Source organism: Pseudomonas sp. L-22-4S-12 (assembly GCF_009799935.1).
Taxonomy (GTDB): domain Bacteria; phylum Pseudomonadota; class Gammaproteobacteria; order Pseudomonadales; family Pseudomonadaceae; genus Aquipseudomonas.
On the sequence record NZ_WELL01000011.1, the window covers coordinates 59,245 to 76,156 of the forward strand.

General features: G+C 58.1%; 12 protein-coding genes and 1 pseudogene. 9 read left to right on the forward strand and 4 right to left on the reverse strand.

The window, feature by feature from the left end; genetic code table 11:
* Nucleotides 1–335: 335 nt before the first annotated feature.
* From F3I16_RS19625 to F3I16_RS19635, 3 genes are all read left to right on the forward strand, one after another.
* Nucleotides 336–1,835 carry a DUF262 domain-containing protein gene (locus tag F3I16_RS19625; protein ID WP_160495209.1) on the forward strand — a complete coding sequence of 500 codons (1,500 nt, stop codon included), beginning with the start codon at nucleotides 336–338 and terminating at the stop codon, nucleotides 1,833–1,835.
* Complete coding sequence (locus F3I16_RS19630; RefSeq protein WP_160495210.1) at nucleotides 1,828–3,855, forward strand: DUF262 domain-containing protein; 2,028 nt, start codon at nucleotides 1,828–1,830, stop codon at nucleotides 3,853–3,855. Before F3I16_RS19625 ends, F3I16_RS19630 begins: the two co-directional genes overlap by 8 nt.
* 130 nt (nucleotides 3,856–3,985) lie before the next feature.
* Nucleotides 3,986–5,122 (forward strand): DUF3883 domain-containing protein, encoded by a 1,137-nt coding sequence (locus F3I16_RS19635; RefSeq protein WP_160495259.1) that lies wholly within the window; start codon nucleotides 3,986–3,988, stop codon nucleotides 5,120–5,122.
* Nucleotides 5,123–5,452: 330 nt separating this feature from the next.
* Here the strand turns inward: F3I16_RS19635 and F3I16_RS19640 are convergent, their stop codons facing one another.
* Nucleotides 5,453–6,367, reverse strand: coding sequence for a restriction endonuclease (locus F3I16_RS19640; protein ID WP_160495211.1), 915 nt, complete (start codon nucleotides 6,365–6,367; stop codon nucleotides 5,453–5,455).
* A gap of 108 nt (nucleotides 6,368–6,475) precedes the next feature.
* Complete coding sequence (locus F3I16_RS19645) at nucleotides 6,476–7,279, reverse strand: restriction endonuclease (RefSeq protein ID WP_160495212.1); 804 nt, start codon at nucleotides 7,277–7,279, stop codon at nucleotides 6,476–6,478.
* Nucleotides 7,280–8,314: 1,035 nt separating this feature from the next.
* On the opposite strand from F3I16_RS19645, the gene F3I16_RS19650 reads away from it, so the two are divergent.
* Genes F3I16_RS19650 through umuC form a run of 3 tightly spaced genes read left to right on the forward strand, consistent with a single transcriptional unit; the run spans nucleotide 8,315 to nucleotide 10,322 of the window.
* Nucleotides 8,315–8,554: a carbon storage regulator gene (locus F3I16_RS19650; RefSeq protein WP_160495213.1), complete on the forward strand. Its 240-nt coding sequence runs from the start codon at nucleotides 8,315–8,317 to the stop codon at nucleotides 8,552–8,554.
* Nucleotides 8,555–8,613: 59 nt separating this feature from the next.
* Nucleotides 8,614–9,051 (forward strand): LexA family transcriptional regulator, encoded by a 438-nt coding sequence (locus F3I16_RS19655; protein WP_160495214.1) that lies wholly within the window; start codon nucleotides 8,614–8,616, stop codon nucleotides 9,049–9,051.
* The gene (gene umuC, locus F3I16_RS19660; RefSeq protein WP_160495215.1) at nucleotides 9,048–10,322 is read left to right on the forward strand and encodes a translesion error-prone DNA polymerase V subunit UmuC; all 1,275 of its coding nucleotides are present in this window, start codon (nucleotides 9,048–9,050) and stop codon (nucleotides 10,320–10,322) included. Before F3I16_RS19655 ends, umuC begins: the two co-directional genes overlap by 4 nt.
* 200 nt (nucleotides 10,323–10,522) lie before the next feature.
* On the opposite strand, the gene F3I16_RS19665 is transcribed toward umuC, so the two are convergent.
* A complete protein-coding gene (locus F3I16_RS19665; protein WP_160495216.1) occupies nucleotides 10,523–12,796 on the reverse strand; it encodes an ATP-dependent DNA helicase in 2,274 nt (757 codons plus the stop codon).
* On the reverse strand, nucleotides 12,793–14,487 hold the full coding sequence (locus F3I16_RS19670) for a VRR-NUC domain-containing protein (protein ID WP_160495217.1): 1,695 nt from the start codon (nucleotides 14,485–14,487) through the stop codon (nucleotides 12,793–12,795). Before F3I16_RS19670 ends, F3I16_RS19665 begins: the two co-directional genes overlap by 4 nt.
* A 692-nt stretch (nucleotides 14,488–15,179) precedes the next feature.
* On the opposite strand from F3I16_RS19670, the gene F3I16_RS19675 reads away from it, so the two are divergent.
* From F3I16_RS19675 to F3I16_RS19685, 3 genes and pseudogenes are all read left to right on the forward strand, one after another.
* Nucleotides 15,180–16,127, forward strand: a complete 948-nt coding sequence (locus F3I16_RS19675) for an inovirus-type Gp2 protein (RefSeq protein ID WP_160495218.1) — start codon at nucleotides 15,180–15,182, stop codon at nucleotides 16,125–16,127.
* Nucleotides 16,128–16,261: 134 nt separating this feature from the next.
* The gene (locus F3I16_RS19680) at nucleotides 16,262–16,507 is read left to right on the forward strand and encodes a type II toxin-antitoxin system prevent-host-death family antitoxin (protein WP_160495260.1); all 246 of its coding nucleotides are present in this window, start codon (nucleotides 16,262–16,264) and stop codon (nucleotides 16,505–16,507) included.
* Nucleotides 16,497–16,778, forward strand: a pseudogene (locus F3I16_RS19685) (type II toxin-antitoxin system RelE/ParE family toxin). The gene F3I16_RS19680 and the pseudogene F3I16_RS19685 overlap by 11 nt, the downstream one beginning before the upstream one ends.
* The last annotated feature ends 134 nt before the right edge of the window (nucleotides 16,779–16,912 follow it).

Here is a 16,912-nt window from a genome sequence, read left to right on the forward strand (position 1 = left end):
TTAAAGCCTCTCCAGCGCCCTTGCGGACGCTGGAGAGGCTTTCAAGGCCTGGTGCTACTCAGCCGGCAGAGCGTCCGGCACCTTTGACGGCCAGATCGCTTTAGATGACGGAGGGCCTCCGGGCGATTTGGTAGAGATGGATTCCAATCTGAGGCAGTGCATGATTGTTGTTTTTGACGTCTACCCGACGTCGTCCCCCCCCCACTTAGCCGCGGCCTTTCATAACCAAGGATCTCGCCAATGAGCATCAGCCGGCTCCTGGATGGAGCACAAGTAGTCGTCTGGCGTAAACCATGTCGTCCTAGCCTGTCGTGCATAACAGGGATACCTATGCCATGAGTGATTGTCTTCCCGTTCAGGTGAGTACGAAGTCCTTCAAGCAGTTGCTCGAGGCAAGTGACTGGCCGTTGGCGCTGGATAGCTATCAGCGCGGCTTTGTCTGGGGACCGGAGAAGCTGACACAACTGGCCAACGATCTGACGGAGTTCGGCAGCCAGCAGGACAAGAAATTGCCCTATTACATGGGCGCGGTATTGCTGCATCACGATGCCAGCCAGTCGCGACGCTTCATCATCGATGGCCAGCAGCGAGTCACCGCCTTGTCGTTGTTGTACCACCGCATCACGGGCAGGCTGCCTGCGGGGCAGGAACTCAGCTACTCGGGGCAGTCCGCGCGTCGTATACGGCATGCGATGCAGGCGCTGAAGCAGCAGGAGTCGCTGGCGCTGGAGGTAATTGAGGGCCTGCGATTGACGGTGATTGAGGTGGACAGTGCGGATCTTGCCTTTACATTTTTCGACACCCAGAACAATCGGGGTGTCCGCCTCCAAGCCACTGACTTGCTGAAGGCCTATCACCTGCGCGCCATCGACCACGCGGAAGGTGGGGGGGCGCAAAAAGTGGCGTTGGAGCAGTACTGTGCCGAACGATGGGAGGCGCTTCAGCGTCGCCCAGCTGTGCTTTCGTCCGGACAGGATTTCGCCCCCAACCTGTTCAGCCGCTTTCTCTGGCGAGCACGACGTTGGCGTGGTGCTCAGACGCCGGCAGCCAAACACGACGCTCTGTTGGCTGAGTTTCAGAGCGACACCTGGTCCCATGGCGATGACAACTGCAGTTGCATTGACACTGTGCCGCTTTACGCCACCCGGCACAATCGATTGGCCACTGCGCTGACGTTGACAGGAGATGGCGAGCGAGTGTTGCAAGGCAATCGATTGCGTATCAGCCAGAACGCCGCGAGCCTGCCGATGGCCCTGCGTCAACCAATCCATCGGGGAGTGGGTTTCTTTCTCTACGCCGACAAATACGCCGCACTGTTACAGATGCTGATGAATGATCCTTATCCGTGCGAGCAGGTAAACGCGTTCCGCGAGATCTATCGGCAGCTGTTGCGCAACAACCAGGAGTACCTGCGGGAGATCTTCCTGCTCTGCAGTCTGGTATATGTGGACCAGTTCGAATTCGAGCAGCTGACGGAGTTTGCTCTGCGCCTGGAGTTCCTGTTGGGCGCCATTCGCCTGGAGAAGAAACAGGTCAGGCAGGAGACCGCCGCCAACTTCTTCAGGCTGGCCGATCTGAGCCTGCTGGATGTGATTGCGCAGAGCTACCACCCGAAGCAGGTGTTGGATTTTCTACAACAGCATCAACGGGCCATGGTTCCGTTGTATGCACGTGAAGAGATCGATGTGGGGGGCGGTGTGCAGGGGCGATACAAGCGGGCGGTGCTGCATTTCTACAGTGCTTATGCAGGTGCTGCGTGCGACAACCTTGCGGATAAGTCCATCTGGATTGAGACGATGCTGAAGGAGCGGCAGGGAGATCTCCAAAGTGATTGATTCCAATCTCTATACCCTGGATCAGCTGGCTAGGCAGCAGGACGCTGCCTGGTGCTTCAATGTGCCTATCTACCAGCGTCTTTACGTGTGGGGCGACGACCAGATCAAGACATTGCTCACCGATATGGCCAACGCCTTCGACCGAGGCGATGAGCAGTTCTTTCTGGGCGGCACGTTACTTGTGGAGAAGACGGATAAGGAAGATCGCGAGCGGAGGGTACGTCGCTTCGACCTCATCGATGGTCAGCAGCGTTTCACCACCCTCTGGCTGCTCAGCACAGTGCCGGTGTGGCGCGAGATGCTGGGGGATTTCAGTCTCGTTCGGGTCAACAATGAGGGGATGATTCCGCGTCTGCACTTCTCCATTCGGGAGCAAGTGAATGACTATCTCGCCAGCCTGATGCCGGGAGGCAAGTCAATGACGGCCGAGGCGATTGATACCCGGAGCATGAGCGAGGCTCAGCAACTGATGGCCTCTTTTGCGAAGAACTACAAGCGTGCAAACGGCAAGCCGGTGGATGACGACTATCTGCGGGCGCTGGCCGACTTCGTGTATCGCAAGGTCTCCCTAGTGCTGACGCAGGTGCCCGAGGGCATGGACCTGAACAAGCTGTTCGAAGTTATCAACAATCGAGGCATCCAGCTGCAGCATCACGAAATCCTTAAGGCCAGGTTGCTGCGTGACATTCCGCCTGATAATCGGCCCCACTATGGGGCAATGTGGAATGCCTGTGCCGACATGAGTGGATTCGTCGAGCGGAATTTGTGCCAGGAAACCCAGTTGGAGGCCCACAGACTCGGGGATCTCTATGCCAGGGGACAACTGCTGGATGCGAGTGCAGTGCGCGAGCTGCTGTCCAGCAGGATGGATGGCCTGGACGCTGATGGCGAAGAGCGCCAAACCTTGCAGGCCATTGTCGATGGCTTGGATACCAGCTTGGATACGGATTCGAGAGCGGCTGGAGTGGATGAGGACGAGGAGCCTTGGGCGCGGAGCATCGTTGGTTTTCCGCTATTCCTCCAGCATGTGTTGCGCATCTGGTTGAAGGAGGAGGGGCGGGTCGACCTACCACGTCTCTTGGATCGCCAGCTGCTGGCCCTGTTCGAGGCCGCTTTCCTTGTCCCGGTCGATGAGGTGCAACGCACGGAAAGGGCGCAGGGGTTCATTGATCTACTCTGGCGTATGCGCGTTCTGTGGGATGAGTACGTGATCAAGTGGGTCGACCAGGGTGACGAAGAGGTTCACCAGGTCTGTCTAACGTCGGTATCCACCAGCGACAATAAGCGCTACATCAATCGCGGTCGCGACAGTGCGTCTCATCAGGGACTGTCATTGCTGCAGAGCATGCTGTACCACTCGCAGGAGATCACCACGCATTACTGGCTGACGCCTTTTCTCTACTTCATCCATCAGAATGTCCATGCCGTTCGTGGAACCGGTAGCGAGGTTGAGCATATCTACGGTTTTCTGTGCCACCTAGATAACCAGCTATTGGGCGAGGTCACTGATGATCCGTTGGTCAAGCGTACTCGCGGTTTCATGGATGATCCCTGGCGCAAGGCTCCGGCGCTCATGTTCGACCGTGTGCTGCCTGGGGAGCATGGCGTTGATTTTGCGCACTACTGGTTCTACAAGCTGGATTTTGTCCTCTGGTATGAACAGAACCGTGACCATGCTTTGTGGGGAAGTTTCCGCTTTACTGCGAAGAACTCGGTGGAGCACATCTCGCCGCAGCATCCACAAGACACCGATACCAACAAGGTTTCGCCGGATTGGCTGAATCGGTTCGGAAACCTGGCGCTGGTCTCGCGCAGCATCAACTCGGAGTATGGCAATCTGCCCTTCAATGAGAAGCGCCAGCGATTCCGGAACAAGCTGCAGCAGGAGAAACGGCCGGATTCATTGAAGATGGACCTGATCTACTCGAACGAGGCCTGGGGCGACGACTTAGCTAGGGCTCACCAGGAGGAAATGCTGGCAACTTTGCGGCGCCACTATGACAGGTGCTTCAACCTGTAATCGCATGTTCACTCACATGCTGCTGGAACGTGATTGCTCAGAGCAAAGGGCGCTGGTAGTGCCGAGGATTGCTGGCGAACTGCATCGAGGTGCGCGCTGCCTGATGCAACTTCAAGAAAGGAAGGAACCGATGTCTCTGCTCTCCCAACTTCGAAGCCCCGCAGCTGTGCAGGCCGCCATCGATGAATTTGTGCAGCTTGGGAGAACGAAATTCTTGGCGCGCTATGGCTTTGGCAAGTCGCGCGATTTTCTCGTGCGTGACCCTAAAACAGGGACTGACTGCGACTCCAAGGCCATTGCCGGAGTCGCCTTCGGCAAGCAGCTTCCCGACCAGGGCCCGCTGAGTGCAGACAGCTTCTCGGGCGGCGAGGCCACTGTTGTGCCGGCACTAACCACCCTCGGTTTTACAATCATTCGTATCGGCGAAGACTGGTCAGAAACGGAGGTGGAGGCCACTGTCAGCGATTACTTTGAAATGCTACACGCTGAAGCCGCCGGACGACCTTTTAACAAGTCCGAGCATAACCAGGAGCTACGGCGACTGCTGAGCGGCCGTAGCAAATCCTCGGTCGAGCTCAAACACCAGAACATCAGCGCCGTGCTCGACGCACTGGGCCTTCCTTACATCAAAGGTTACAAGCCAAGGGGCAACAGCCAATTGCTGCTCCGCAAGGCCGTACAAGCGTATGTACTTGAGCACCAGCAGTTTGTAGGCAACATCGTCGATGCCCTGGAGGAGGTAAGACTGCCCAGCGAGAAAACCTACCTTGCTGCCCTAGTCGAGGCCCCGACGCGTGATGAGCTTGTGCGTGGCCCCGTGCCCGTCCGACAACGGCTGCCCCGTAAGTTCGACTTTGCCGCTCGCGACGAAGCCAACCGCAAGCTGGGTCGGGCGGGGGAACAGTGGGTGATCGAATTTGAACAGCAGCGTCTGACAGACATGGGCAATCCTGAGCTATTCCAGCGTCTGGATTGGGTGGCGGACTCGCAAGGAGATGGAGCTGGCTTCGACATTCTATCGTTCGAAGACGCGGTGCGAGCTCGCTTCATCGAAGTCAAAACCACCAATGGCAGCGTCGCTTCGTCATTCCTGGTAAGCCACAACGAGCTGGAGTTCTCCAAGGAAGTCGGAGAGCAGTTCTATCTCTACCGGGTGTTCCAGTTTAGGGAAGGGCCACGCTTGTTCACGCTCAACGGCGATCTCACCCAGCACGTGCACCTAAAACCGACGGACTTCCGAGCAAGCTTCCGGAGTTTTGTGGGTTGAGGGTTGGACTGGTTGTCATGAGTCAATCGGCTGCAATCGACTGTGGATTCAACCGGCCGACTCTGGCTGCACGCGGCCAGAAGGGGACGGTTTGGCTTTTAAATAAATCCGTCCCCTTTTTCCGAGTCAGATTTCAGCGTCAGCCACGTACATTCGGCGAAGGAGATCGTCGTGGGAGTTTTTCAACAAAATCGGTCGTTCTCTGCCGGCCGTTAGCGGCAAAAAGCGACCCGAAGTGGACACCAACGCCAAGGTTAGCCGTCCGCGTTGAACCGTCATTTAGACCGGGGCACAGAGTGGCAACACAGCTTTCTGAAATGCAATGCCACTTCAGCCTCCAAAAGATGCCACAGGAAGGAGTGACTCCCCAGTTTGCGAAGCGTGCCGGCGAACTCGTCGAACGACATCGATGCACGGCATGCCGCCGGTGAGAACAAGGTAGATGTGCGATGCATCGAGTAGCAGCAAAGTGGTTTTCTTCCCAGATGCTTCCTTTACGGCCACCGATGAATAGCCAGCCATGGAAACAAACAAACCCATGGTGTTGTCTGCCTTGCTTTCGACCTTGCTCCGAAAAATATCAATGTCGGGGCTGCCGACCTGGTTGGCCGTGAACTTCAGTTCTATGAGGTAAGTTGTTCCGTCAACCGTGAGCGAGCCATCAATTTGCCTGCCGCCTGTACTGTATGGCCTGCGATGTTCAATTTCTGTGAAATTCAGGAGATCGTAGAACCAGTCTTGAAAAGCGTAGCCACCTGGAGCCGTGCCCATCTGCGGCGCAAGTTCGTTGAGCCGTTGCATCAATTCTGCAAGGCTTGCTCTTTCACGTTGAACTGCTTCGCGTTCCTCTCGAGCTTTTGCCTTCGCAGCCTCGCGTTCACGCTCGGATCGTATTTCTTCTGATTGGCGAGCGATAAGCGTTTTCAGTTCCGTGACTGCTTTGGACGCATCTTGGATTTTTTCGGCTGAGTCTTCCCAATTGCGAAGGTCAGGGAAAGTGGTTTGCTCTGCGAGAAAAAATGCCATTTTGCCGATTACAGCCTTGCCCTTGTCACTTCGTTGCAGTGCAGCGAAGGTTCGATCTAAGAAATTGCGCTTGCTTTCATCAGGGGACCATGTTGCCAAGTGAGCTTCGGCGACATGAGCTTGACGCAGAAACTTGCGAAGAGACTCTTTTCGCCAGAACGATTTAAGCGCTGCTTCATATGCGAGCTGGACAAGATGTGGCGTGACTTTTATTGTCATGTGTTAAATCTTAGCTGCACGAAATGTTGAGAGGTCTAACTTTTTAATTCACCAGCCTGCGCGGCTTTTTGCGTAGATCCGATGGAATGAGGGCTGGGCGTCTGACGTTCATAGGTCAACTTCGTCCCAGATGAGTTGAACATTCGGTCTTGCGACATCCATAACCTCGGAAATCGTGGGTGGGTTGCGTCGATAGGTGAGATTGAGGGATGCAAGTAGGCGGCTTCCATCTACAAGCTCCACCAAGAATCCCTTCTGCGCCGCCAGCGCTTGTTCCTTCGAGACTCCGCGCGTAAATCTTGATGACGTAACAAGTAGTGAGTTCGTGGTGCCGTTGATCGCCATGGTTCCAATAAGCTCTCGAAGCACTCGCACACCTACTTTGTTCTTTGTGTGCTTGACCTGTGCATAGACGTCACCGAACTCGGCATGGTCTACGATGACGTCAATGCCTCCGTCCTTAGATCTAGCAGTCACACGTGCTTGGTAGCCAAATTCCCGGAAAACTCCCTTGGTTACATCTTCGAGAGCAGCCCATGCTGCTGAGGGACCGTTGCCAAGCAAATGGGCTTGAATCTCGCCTTCCAAGATGACTAGCTGTCCATCATCGGGCCCTGGTGAAAACGTTCTCAGTGCAGCTCCAGTTGCGGTAAGGCTACGAAGCGCGCGATCAGGAACTGAGCCGCAAGAGCTATCCCACGTATCTTTAGAAACAAACCACCAGCCGCACAGTGCACAGCACATCACTTTAATGTATTCGGAATAGCGTCGGCCGTCTGATTCATCATGACGATCAGAAACGGCAAGGACCTGACCGTTTGCGCAACAAGGGCAAATTCTGTTGCGAAATATGGACGTGAGTAGAGGGGCGGATTGCGTGTGGCTGTGGTACTGCCAGATCGGTGAGGTCATGTTCGAGACGCCCAGGGGGAATGTTTGCCGTCACTTGTGTTGCATAACGTTCCTTGTCCACGCGTAACCCCTTGAGCCGGTTGAGTCGATTGCTAGAAGCGCGACATGGCAGAGGGGCAAAAGCGGCAAGACCTACCTTGAGGTTACGAAGTCGTTGGCAATGTGTCTATGGCCGGTTATGGCCGTTCTCTGCCGGTCGTCACTACGGTGTGCGCTGGTCAAATCGAATGCAAACGCTTGGTCAGCTGGAGCGCAAATGACTGGCTAGTGGTTGTGCAAATGGGGGCAAGTTAGTGCAATGACGCACCTGCCACACGTGTCGTTAGTGACGACATATGAGCGTAACGTGTACTCGAAATGTGCTTTTTGCGACACGTTGCTTCACGGTTTTTGCAGTCAGCAAATAGGCATATCGCTCGCCCATCCGGCGAGCATAGTGCGGGAGTTGCTGAGGTAGTGGTAGGTCAGGGGGAGGCGGGGGCTACTCACTTCAGGGAAACTGATGACCCCGCTACTGGGCTGTATCGCGTAGATTTGTATGCAGTCGCGGCCACCGGTCATGTGCCCAGGCATAGCCCTCGGGCGAGGTGGTAGTCACTACATACACCCGCCGCTCTATGCCCGTCTCCAGCAATAGCCCCTCTATAGTCTGACCTGGCCCCAGGTCGAACCAATGCGACACTCGCTCGGCGTCTTTTTCCATGAACCGTTCTGCCACGATGCTTACCGTGCGCGGGTGGTAGCGTGCCCACTTGCCGGCTGTGATCGAATCTTGCCGTGCCCAGCCGGTGGCGGGTAGGTGGCCAGGTTGTTCGCGGCGTCGGCCCCAGGGCACCCACTCGGTGCTGCCGTCTGCCTGCAGCACTAGCAGGGCGGCCTTGGGGTTGGGAAAGTAGATCTTCCACACCTGATCGGCCACGCGGGCTTGCACACCACCACACATTCTTGCCTCCTCGCGCTTTTGCGCCGTTTGTCATGTTCTAGACTGCCGGAGCAGAACGCGCATTCCCTACCCAAAGGAAAAGGAGTTCCATCATGGGCAATCTATGCCTTACCCGGCGTGCCGGCGAACAGATCCGGCTGACCATCGACCCTGCCGTAGATACTGACAAGCTGCTGCGTTTGCTGCTGCGCGACGGCATTACCGTGCAGATGTTGGAGGTGGATCATGGCCAGGTGCGCCTGGCCATCGAGGCCCCCAACCAGGTGAAGATCCTGCGTGCCGAGCTGGTGGACGGCAGGCCAACTGTCGGCGGGGCGATACTGGCGGATTGACCGAATCGGGCTCTTCTCGAATACTGTATGCATAAACAGTATTTTGCGGAAGTGTCCAGATGTCCCTTTCCATCCTTGCCCGTGGTGCTCGTCTGCGTGAGCGCCTCCTCTCCGACGCAGCAGACCTTCGTATCACCGGCTTCCAGTCGCCCGCCGAGGACGAGAAGGAAGAGGGGCTTTCCCTCGACCGCCTCACCGGCCTGGGCGCGCCGCATATCTGGGGTGTGCAGGTGCTGGATGACACTCTGATCGGGTTCGGCATTTTTTCGGGTGACCGCTTGATCGTTAACCGTGCCGCCGGCCACCTGGAGGGCAGGCTGGTGGTGGTGGACCTGGGCGGCGAGGGCTACCGCGTGCGTCTGGTGGCGCGGGATCTGTTCGGCGGTCTGTGGCTGAAGGCTGCTGATCCGGTGGTGCCGGATGTACAGGTAGATGGCGAAGAGCCGATCGAGGTGTGGGGCGCGGTGAGCTGGGTGGTCAGCCACGTTGCGCCATGAGCGGTACCGGGCGCGTGTTCGCGCTGATCGACTGCAACTCCTTCTACTGCAGCTGCGAGCGTATCTGCCAGCCGGAGCTGAAGCGCCGGCCGATGGTGGTGCTTTCGAACAACGACGGCTGCGTGATCGCCCGATCCGCGGAGGCCAAGGTGCTGGGCATTGGCATGGGCGCCGCCTACTACCAGGTACGCGAGCAAATGCGCCGTCAGGGTGTGGTGGCGCGCTCCAGCAACTACACCCTGTATGCCGACATCAGCAACCGCGTGATGCGGGTTATAGCCGAGGAACTGGCCGGCATTGAGGTGTATTCCATCGACGAGGCCTGGGGCGACATGACCGGCATCGCCGATATCGAGGCGCACGGCCGGCACATTCGGCAGCGCCTGGCGCGTGAGATTGGCATGCCGGTGGGGGTGGGTATCAGCACTACCAAAACCCTGGCGAAGCTGGCCAACTGGGCCGCGAAGAAGTGGAAGGGCACCGGCGGCGTGCTTGACCTGACTTCCCCGGCCCGGCAGGAGAAGCTGCTGCGCATAGCGCCGGTGAGCGAGGTGTGGGGCGTTGGCCACCGCTCGGCGGCTAAGTTGGCGGCGTTGAATATCATCACCGCCTGGGATCTTGCCCAGTTCGATATCGGCACCCTGCGCAAGACCTTCGGCGTAACCATGGAGCGCACCGCACGCGAGCTGGGTGGCATCAGTTGCATCGGCTTCAACGAGGGTCCGGCGCCGAAGGAGGCCATCTGTTCAAGCAAGATGTTCGGCGTGCGCCAGACGGAGCTGCCGCCGATCCGCGAGGCGCTGGCCGCTTACGTGAGCCGGGCGGCGGAGAAGTTGCGCAGCCAGACCTCGTTGTGCAGCACCATCCAGGTTGGCCTACAAACCCAGCTGGCGAACCTAAAGGGGCCGCGCTACGCCAATGCCGTTACCCTGGCACTGCCAGCGCCGACAGACGACACCCGCGAGATCCTGGCGCTCGCCCAGCAGGGGCTGACGCAGATCTATCGACCCGGCTACCCATACTCGAAATGCTCCATCTTGCTGATGGATCTGAGCCAGAGCGGCGAGCTGACGCCGGACCTGTTTGCGCCGGCGCCACGCCGCGGTGCTGAGCGGCTGATGGCGGTGATCGATCAGATTAACCAGAAGGAAGGGCGAGGCGCCGTGCGCATCGGCAGCGTGCCGGCGGCGCCGGCCTGGGCCATGCGCAGAGAAATGCTCAGCCAGCGCTACACGACGCGCTGGGAAGAGGTGATTGGGGTGCGTGGATAGTTGAAAGTTGGCGTCGGAGCAATATTCAGCGCTGGTATTGATTTACGGCTCATTGAGTTCCTGCTTAGTGGATCACAGGAAAACCGATCAAGTAAGCGACTAAGTAATCGATCAAGTAGCGTAGCCAGCTGCGACTGTCGGCGACGTAGTTGTTGGCGGCGGCATTGTTGTTGTCCAAGCTCCTTGCATCAGCCGAGTAGTCATAGCCGATAGGGATCCACCTTCCACCAACCTGGCAGCAGGTCTTTGACCTTGCTCTGGCCGAAGCGGTCATCCAGCAGATAGACCACACCGTGATCGGCAGTAGTGCGGATCACACGGCCTGCCGCCTGCACCACCTTCTGCATGCCGGGATAGAGATAGGCATAGTCGTAGCCATTTTCCTCGCCGAACATCTGTTGCATGCGCGCTTTGACTTCTTCGTTGATCGCATTGATCTGCGGCAGGCCGAGGGTGGCGATGAAAGCGCCGATCAGGCGTTTGCCGGGCAGGTCGATCCCCTCGCCAAAGGCTCCACCGAGCACGGCAAAACCGATGCCCTCGGAGTGGACCGTGAAGCTGTCGAGAAAGGCCTGGCGCTCACCTTCATTCATGCTGCGCGTCTGCACGCTACTCGGGATCTCCGGGTACAGCGTCATGAACAGCTCGCGTACCTGCTGCAAATAGGCATAGCTGCTGAAGAAGGCCAGGTAGTTGCCAGGGGCGCTGCGGTATTGCTCGGCCATCAGCCGACAGATCGGGGCAAGGCTGGACTCGCGGTGCTGGTAGCGGGTCGACAGATTGCGCACCACGCGCACGGCCAACTGATCCGCCGAGAAGGGTGACTCCACATCGATCCACTGAGTTTCCTCGGGCAGCCCCAGTAGATCCTGGTAGTACCTGGCTGGTCGCAGCGTCGCGGAGAACAGGGTGGTGGTGTGGGCATCGCTGAAGCGGCTGGCGAGAAAGGGCGCCGGCACGATGTTGCGCAGACACAGCGTGGTGTGATCACCAATGGCCTGGGTGTCCTGGCGGGTGACATCGAACAGCGAGTGGGGCCCATAGGCCTCGCTCAACCGGCAGAACAGCATGGCATTCAGATAAAACTGCAGTAGCAGACGATCCTGGCCGCTCGGATAGTCGGTCAGATGATCGGTGATGGCGCTGACGGCGCGCTGCAGCGCTGCCACCAGTAGGTCTGGCACGACAGGGTGGATCTGATAGTCCACCTGCTGCACCTGGTTGAGCTGCTCCCAATGCCGACTGACGCGCTGCAGCACGCTGCGCAAACCTGAGGGCGCGATGCGGCACAGCTCATGAAACACTTCTTGATTGAGTTCTGCGGTGTACATGCCTCGCGCGCGCTCGACCAGGTTGTGTGCTTCGTCGACCAGCACGGCTACGCGCCATTCGTTGACCTGGGCGAGGCCGTAGAGCAGGGCGCCCATGTCGAAGTAGTAGTTGTAATCGCAGACCACCACATCGACCCAGCGGCACAGCTCCTGGCTCAGGTAATACGGGCAGACCTGATGGGCGAGGGCAATGGCGCGCACCTGCTCCTGGGTCAGCCAGCTCTGCAGCAGCGCTGCCTCGCGGGCTTCAGGCAACCGGTTATAGAAACCCTTGGCCAGCGGACAGGACTCGCCATGGCAGCTCTTGTCGGTATGCTCACAGGCTTTGTCGCGGGCCACGTGCTCCAGCACGCGCAGCGGGGTGGCATCGTTTTCTTCGCGCAGGCTGTGCAGGGCGTCCAGCGCCAGGCGCCGACCGGGCGTCTTGGCGGTGAGAAAGAACAGCCGATCCAGCTGCTGGCCCGGCATGGCCTTGAGCTGAGGGAAGAGGGTGCCCAGCGTCTTGCCGATGCCGGTCGTGGCCTGAGCCATGAGGGTATGGCCATCGCGTGCGCTGCGGTACACCGCTTCGGCCAACTGGCGTTGCCCACGGCGGAAATCGGGGTAGGGAAAGCGCAGCGTATCCAGGTAGGCATCGCGTATTTTACGGTGGGCTTCTTCCTGTTCCGCCCAGACCAGAAAGCGCTGACACTGCCGCTCGAAAAACTGCTGCAGATCGGCGGCACTCATCACTTCGCTGAAGGCATTTTCGGTGTGGCTGAGCACGTTGAAGTAAACGACGGCCAGCTCCACCTCCGGCAGATCCCACTGCTGGCACAGCAGCCAGCCATAGACCTTCACCTGCGCCCAATGCAGGGCCCGGTGGTTGGCCGGAATGCGGCTGATGTCACCACGATGGGTTTTGATTTCTTCGAGGCGATTGCGCGCCGGGTCATAGCCGTCGGCGCGACCATTGACCAACAGTCCGGGGTAGCTGCCGCTGAGTGGCAGCTCGGCGAGGTAGTCCGAACCGCGGCGACCTACCACGGTCTGGTGGCCAGCGATGCCTTCCTGGGCTGTGGGTGAGGGGGTGAAACGCAGGTCGAGATCGCCCTCCTTGGCGGTGAACTCGCAAAGGGCGCGCACTGCCACCGCGTAGGTCATGCGGCTTCCCAGCTCACGTAACAGACCTCGACCGGAATGCCCTGCTCGGCGGCAAAGGCCAGCCAGCGTTTCTGGTTGTCCTGCAGGCGGTCGCCCGGGCCTTTGACCTCGATCATCCGGTAGCGCTGTTCGGCCGGATAGAACTGGATCAGGTCGGGCATGCCGGCGCGGTTGGCCTTGAGGTCACGCAGCATGCGCTCGAAACAGGCACGCAGATGTCGGGCGGGAATGCATTGCAGCGCCTGCTCGAGCAAGCGCTCATCGAGGATGTTCCAGAACACGAACGGCGACTGAATGCCGAACTTCTCCTGGTAACGCTGGCGTATCAGTTCACCATGCCCATCGCGGTCAAGGTGCGCCAGACAGCGGTCAAACAGCGGCTGTCGCCGTGGATGGAAGTCGCTGCTGTACAGATCGGTCGGGCCGCTGTGGAAGGGATGAAAAAAGGCGCCGGGCAGGGGTGCGAAGATGGCGTCCCAGCACAGCAGGCCGAACAGGCTGCAGAGCAGGGTGTTCTCCACATAGTGCACGGGTGCCGCGTCGGCCTGCAGATGATCGCGAACAGCAATCTCCACACTACCCTGTTCGGGTTTCGGCAGGGTCAGCTCGAACCGGCATTCGACCGGGCTCGGACGTTTCTTCGTTACGGGCACGCCGAGCTTGCGTTGCAGCCGTTGCAGGGTGCGCTCCAGGCGCTGGGCTTCTTCATCGCTGTGCGGCTGTGTGCTGAAAAGCTTTGCCTGATCCAGTGCCTCGGTTGGGCGCTCAAGCTGTTCCAGCACGCGAATCTGACGCCAGCGCGCCTCGCCGTGTTCGCTGGCTTGATAGAGTGCCAAGGCAGGCTCCAGTGCTCCCTGCTTCTCCAGATGCTGGGCGATTTGGAACAGCAACCGGGTGCGGCGGGAGAGCAGATGGGGATTGTCGGTGGCGAACGAGATGAGGTCCGGCAGAATCTCCTGGAGCGGCTCGCCAGCCTCGAAACGCTCGCGCAGCGTGCGCAGCTGCAGGTAGTCGTCGATATCCTGGCGGCAGCGGAAGCCGCGCGACTTAGGGCCAATCTCGACTTGTTCGTAGCGGTAGATGCCGAGGTCGGCGAGGACGAACTCCGACCAGTCCTGCGCCAGATTGCCGAAGAACATCAGGCGCAGGCGATCACACAGCTCGGCTATCAGCAGGCTATAGATACGGTCATCCAGCGACGGGCACCAGGCGGCGAAGGTCCGTGCGGGCAGCTCAAGCGCCAGCAACTGTTCGTTGAGCGCAGTCTTCTTCTGCGTGCTGCGGCGATCGGCCAGCGGCAGCTGGGTGAGCATCTCATCCTTGCGCAGCAGCGTGGCGATTTCACCTGCTTCCAGAAGCGCCTGCTCGCAGAGCCAGCCTTGGGCCATGAGCTGTGCGGCGCCCACATCGATATCACCGATTTCGTTGTAGATCAGCTTGCTGCGGCGAAAGTGGATGCCCTGGCGCATGATCATCCGTACCAGCAGGGCTTGCGCCGGCCAGTCGCAGGCCGCGAACGCGGTGAGAAACGCTTGCTCTTCGGCCGTTAGCAGGTCGTCATAACGCTGACCCACCCAGGCGAGCGCCGTACGGAAGTTACTGAGGTAATAGAGTTCAGGGGGCAGGGGCACGTGTTGGTAGTCGGCTACTGTATTTTCATACAGGATTGTCTCGCCGGCATGAAAATTCATCAACAGTTGAGTTGTTAGAGGCGATCCCGGAGTAGCGGTTACCCGCTCAACGCGGCCTTCGGAGATAGGAGCCTGTCAGTTTGAGATGTGCTCTTTCTGCAGGGCAGAGATGTCTGTCTGCCAGAGGCTATGTTTCGTTCTCATGTCGCTGGCAGCGACACGTGCGAACAACGTGTTCTTGAAATTGGCTTTTGGCGACATAACAGCTTGCAGGCCCTTGACCTTCTGCTGCCGGGATACAAGAAAAATCCCGTGCAGAGGGTGTGCATCAGATGTTTGCTGGAGCAGGGCAGAGCGATCAACTAAGCGACTAAGTAACCGATCAAGTAACGTAGCCACCAGCCACAGGCTGTCACGATTCCCCGCAAGGGGCTGCCTGAGATCCCGTCTTCAGATGCCACGATTGTTCACCTCACGGGGAATTTTTCTCAGCTAACTCCCTCAGAAGCGTGAATACATTTTCACTCGATCTGCCTTGAAGAGTTGTCTCTGTTGCCCTGTGTGGCTGGGACTTTTAATCCGAGGCTGATCCGGTTTTAATTATATAGATAATGACTATTAATTTACCTGTATCAATAGTCTGGTGGTTGTGAGTGTCTCATGGCCAGCTGTACTGTCTCTGGATAACAAGCCTCCAGTTTAAAAATACATATCCCGTATCTGGTATGAGAACAACCACCAGGTACATCACCATGACTACTCGCAACACCTACACCCGGCTATCCCAATCCGATATCGCCATCCAGATCGAACGACTCGTGAAGGCTATCGAGACCTCAAATAGACCTGCCTACAAGATCATCCAATCACAATCAGGGTATGAACAGGTAGAGCCAACAAGGCTGACCCGGTACTTCGCCTGCATCCAGCAGATGATCGATCTGTTCGATGATCGTGATGCCTATAGCTATAGCGAACACTTGGAAGCATTCAGGCGAGCCTGTCAGGACATCGGTCTTGAACGGAGCCCGAGTGGTTCTGTCTGTCTGAACGAACAGGATACTGCGTACCTGGACCATCCCCGCAGTATGAACGTCCTGGTCGCTCGGATTCGGCAGCTGACTCGTGAACCGTGGTATCGACGTAGGAAGGATGACCGTGGTTATCAGGCCAGGCAGCAGGAGTGCAGAGTCGTCGATTACGATGATGCTGTGCTTGATCGTTATGCGCGTGCCGTCGTGGTCAGGGTTGATCTCTACTACAGTCAGGCGGCTCAAGTCAGGCTGCGTGTTGAGCACGTGTTTGACGATATGAACCGATTGATCTCTGAGCGTGAGCGCAATCCGATCTTCGCTCATGAGATCGGCTATATCTGCCGCGTCGAGCAGGGAGAGGACAGGGGCTACCACATCCATGCTGCCTTTTTCTTCAACGGTGCTGAGGTGCGCAGTGACATCTACAAGGCCGTCCAAATTGGCGAGTTGTGGGAGCGCATTACGCGAGGGCAGGGCTGCTTCAACAGCTGTAATCATGACAAGAAAAAGTACGGCGAGAGGCTCGGTATCGGCCTCATCCGGCGGGGAGATCTGAAGAGCCGGTCCCACGTTCATAAAGCGATGCAGTACCTGGTTAAGGACGATCAACAGCTGCGGTTGAAGCCAGTGGGGGCAAAGTGTCTGCGCAAGGGCTTGGTCGGCTGATTTTCAAATTGTCGAAGCAGGCTGAGGAGTACGCCGGCACATTGATGCTGGCCGATGCGCTCAGCCTGCAAGCTTTGAGCTTGCTCCGATTGCATATAAAGACCAAAATAAAGACCTTAATTGAGGGCTTCCATATGCAGAGTATTTTGGCCGACGTAGCGGTTAGCGTTTCCGAGTTGAAGAAAAATCCATCCGGGGTTATGGCCGGCGCAGGCGGTATGCCGGTTGCTGTACTCAACCACAATCGCGTCATGGGTTACATGGTGCCAGCGGAGCTTTACGAGCAGATGATGGAGCGTCTGGATGATCTGGAGCTGGTCGAAATTGCCAAAGCCCGTTCCGCTGAGAAGGCCATCCCAGTGAGTCTGGATGACCTATGAGCTTGAGTTTCTCCCCTCTGCGCTCAAGGAGTGGGGGAAGCTTGGCCATACGGTGCGTGAGCAAATCAAGAAAAAGCTCCGGGAGCGGCTGGAGGCACCCAGGGTATAGGCCGATGCCCTGCGGGATATGCCAGGGCACTACAAGATCAAACTGCGCGCGTCGGGTTATCGCCTGGTCTACCGGGTCGAGGACGAGCGAGTTGTTGTCGTGGTGGTGGCCGTAGGCAAGCGCGAACGTGGTGCGGCGTACCAATCAGCCAGCAAGCGTTAGTCTCACCTTGAGGTGTCGCTGCCGGTAGCGCATACCCAAAACCGACCCATAGCGAGCGTCTTTACTCGTTGGACGCAACCGAGATCCGATCGGCAATGATCAAAAAATAAGGCGAGCCCCCCATGCGGCGCCGA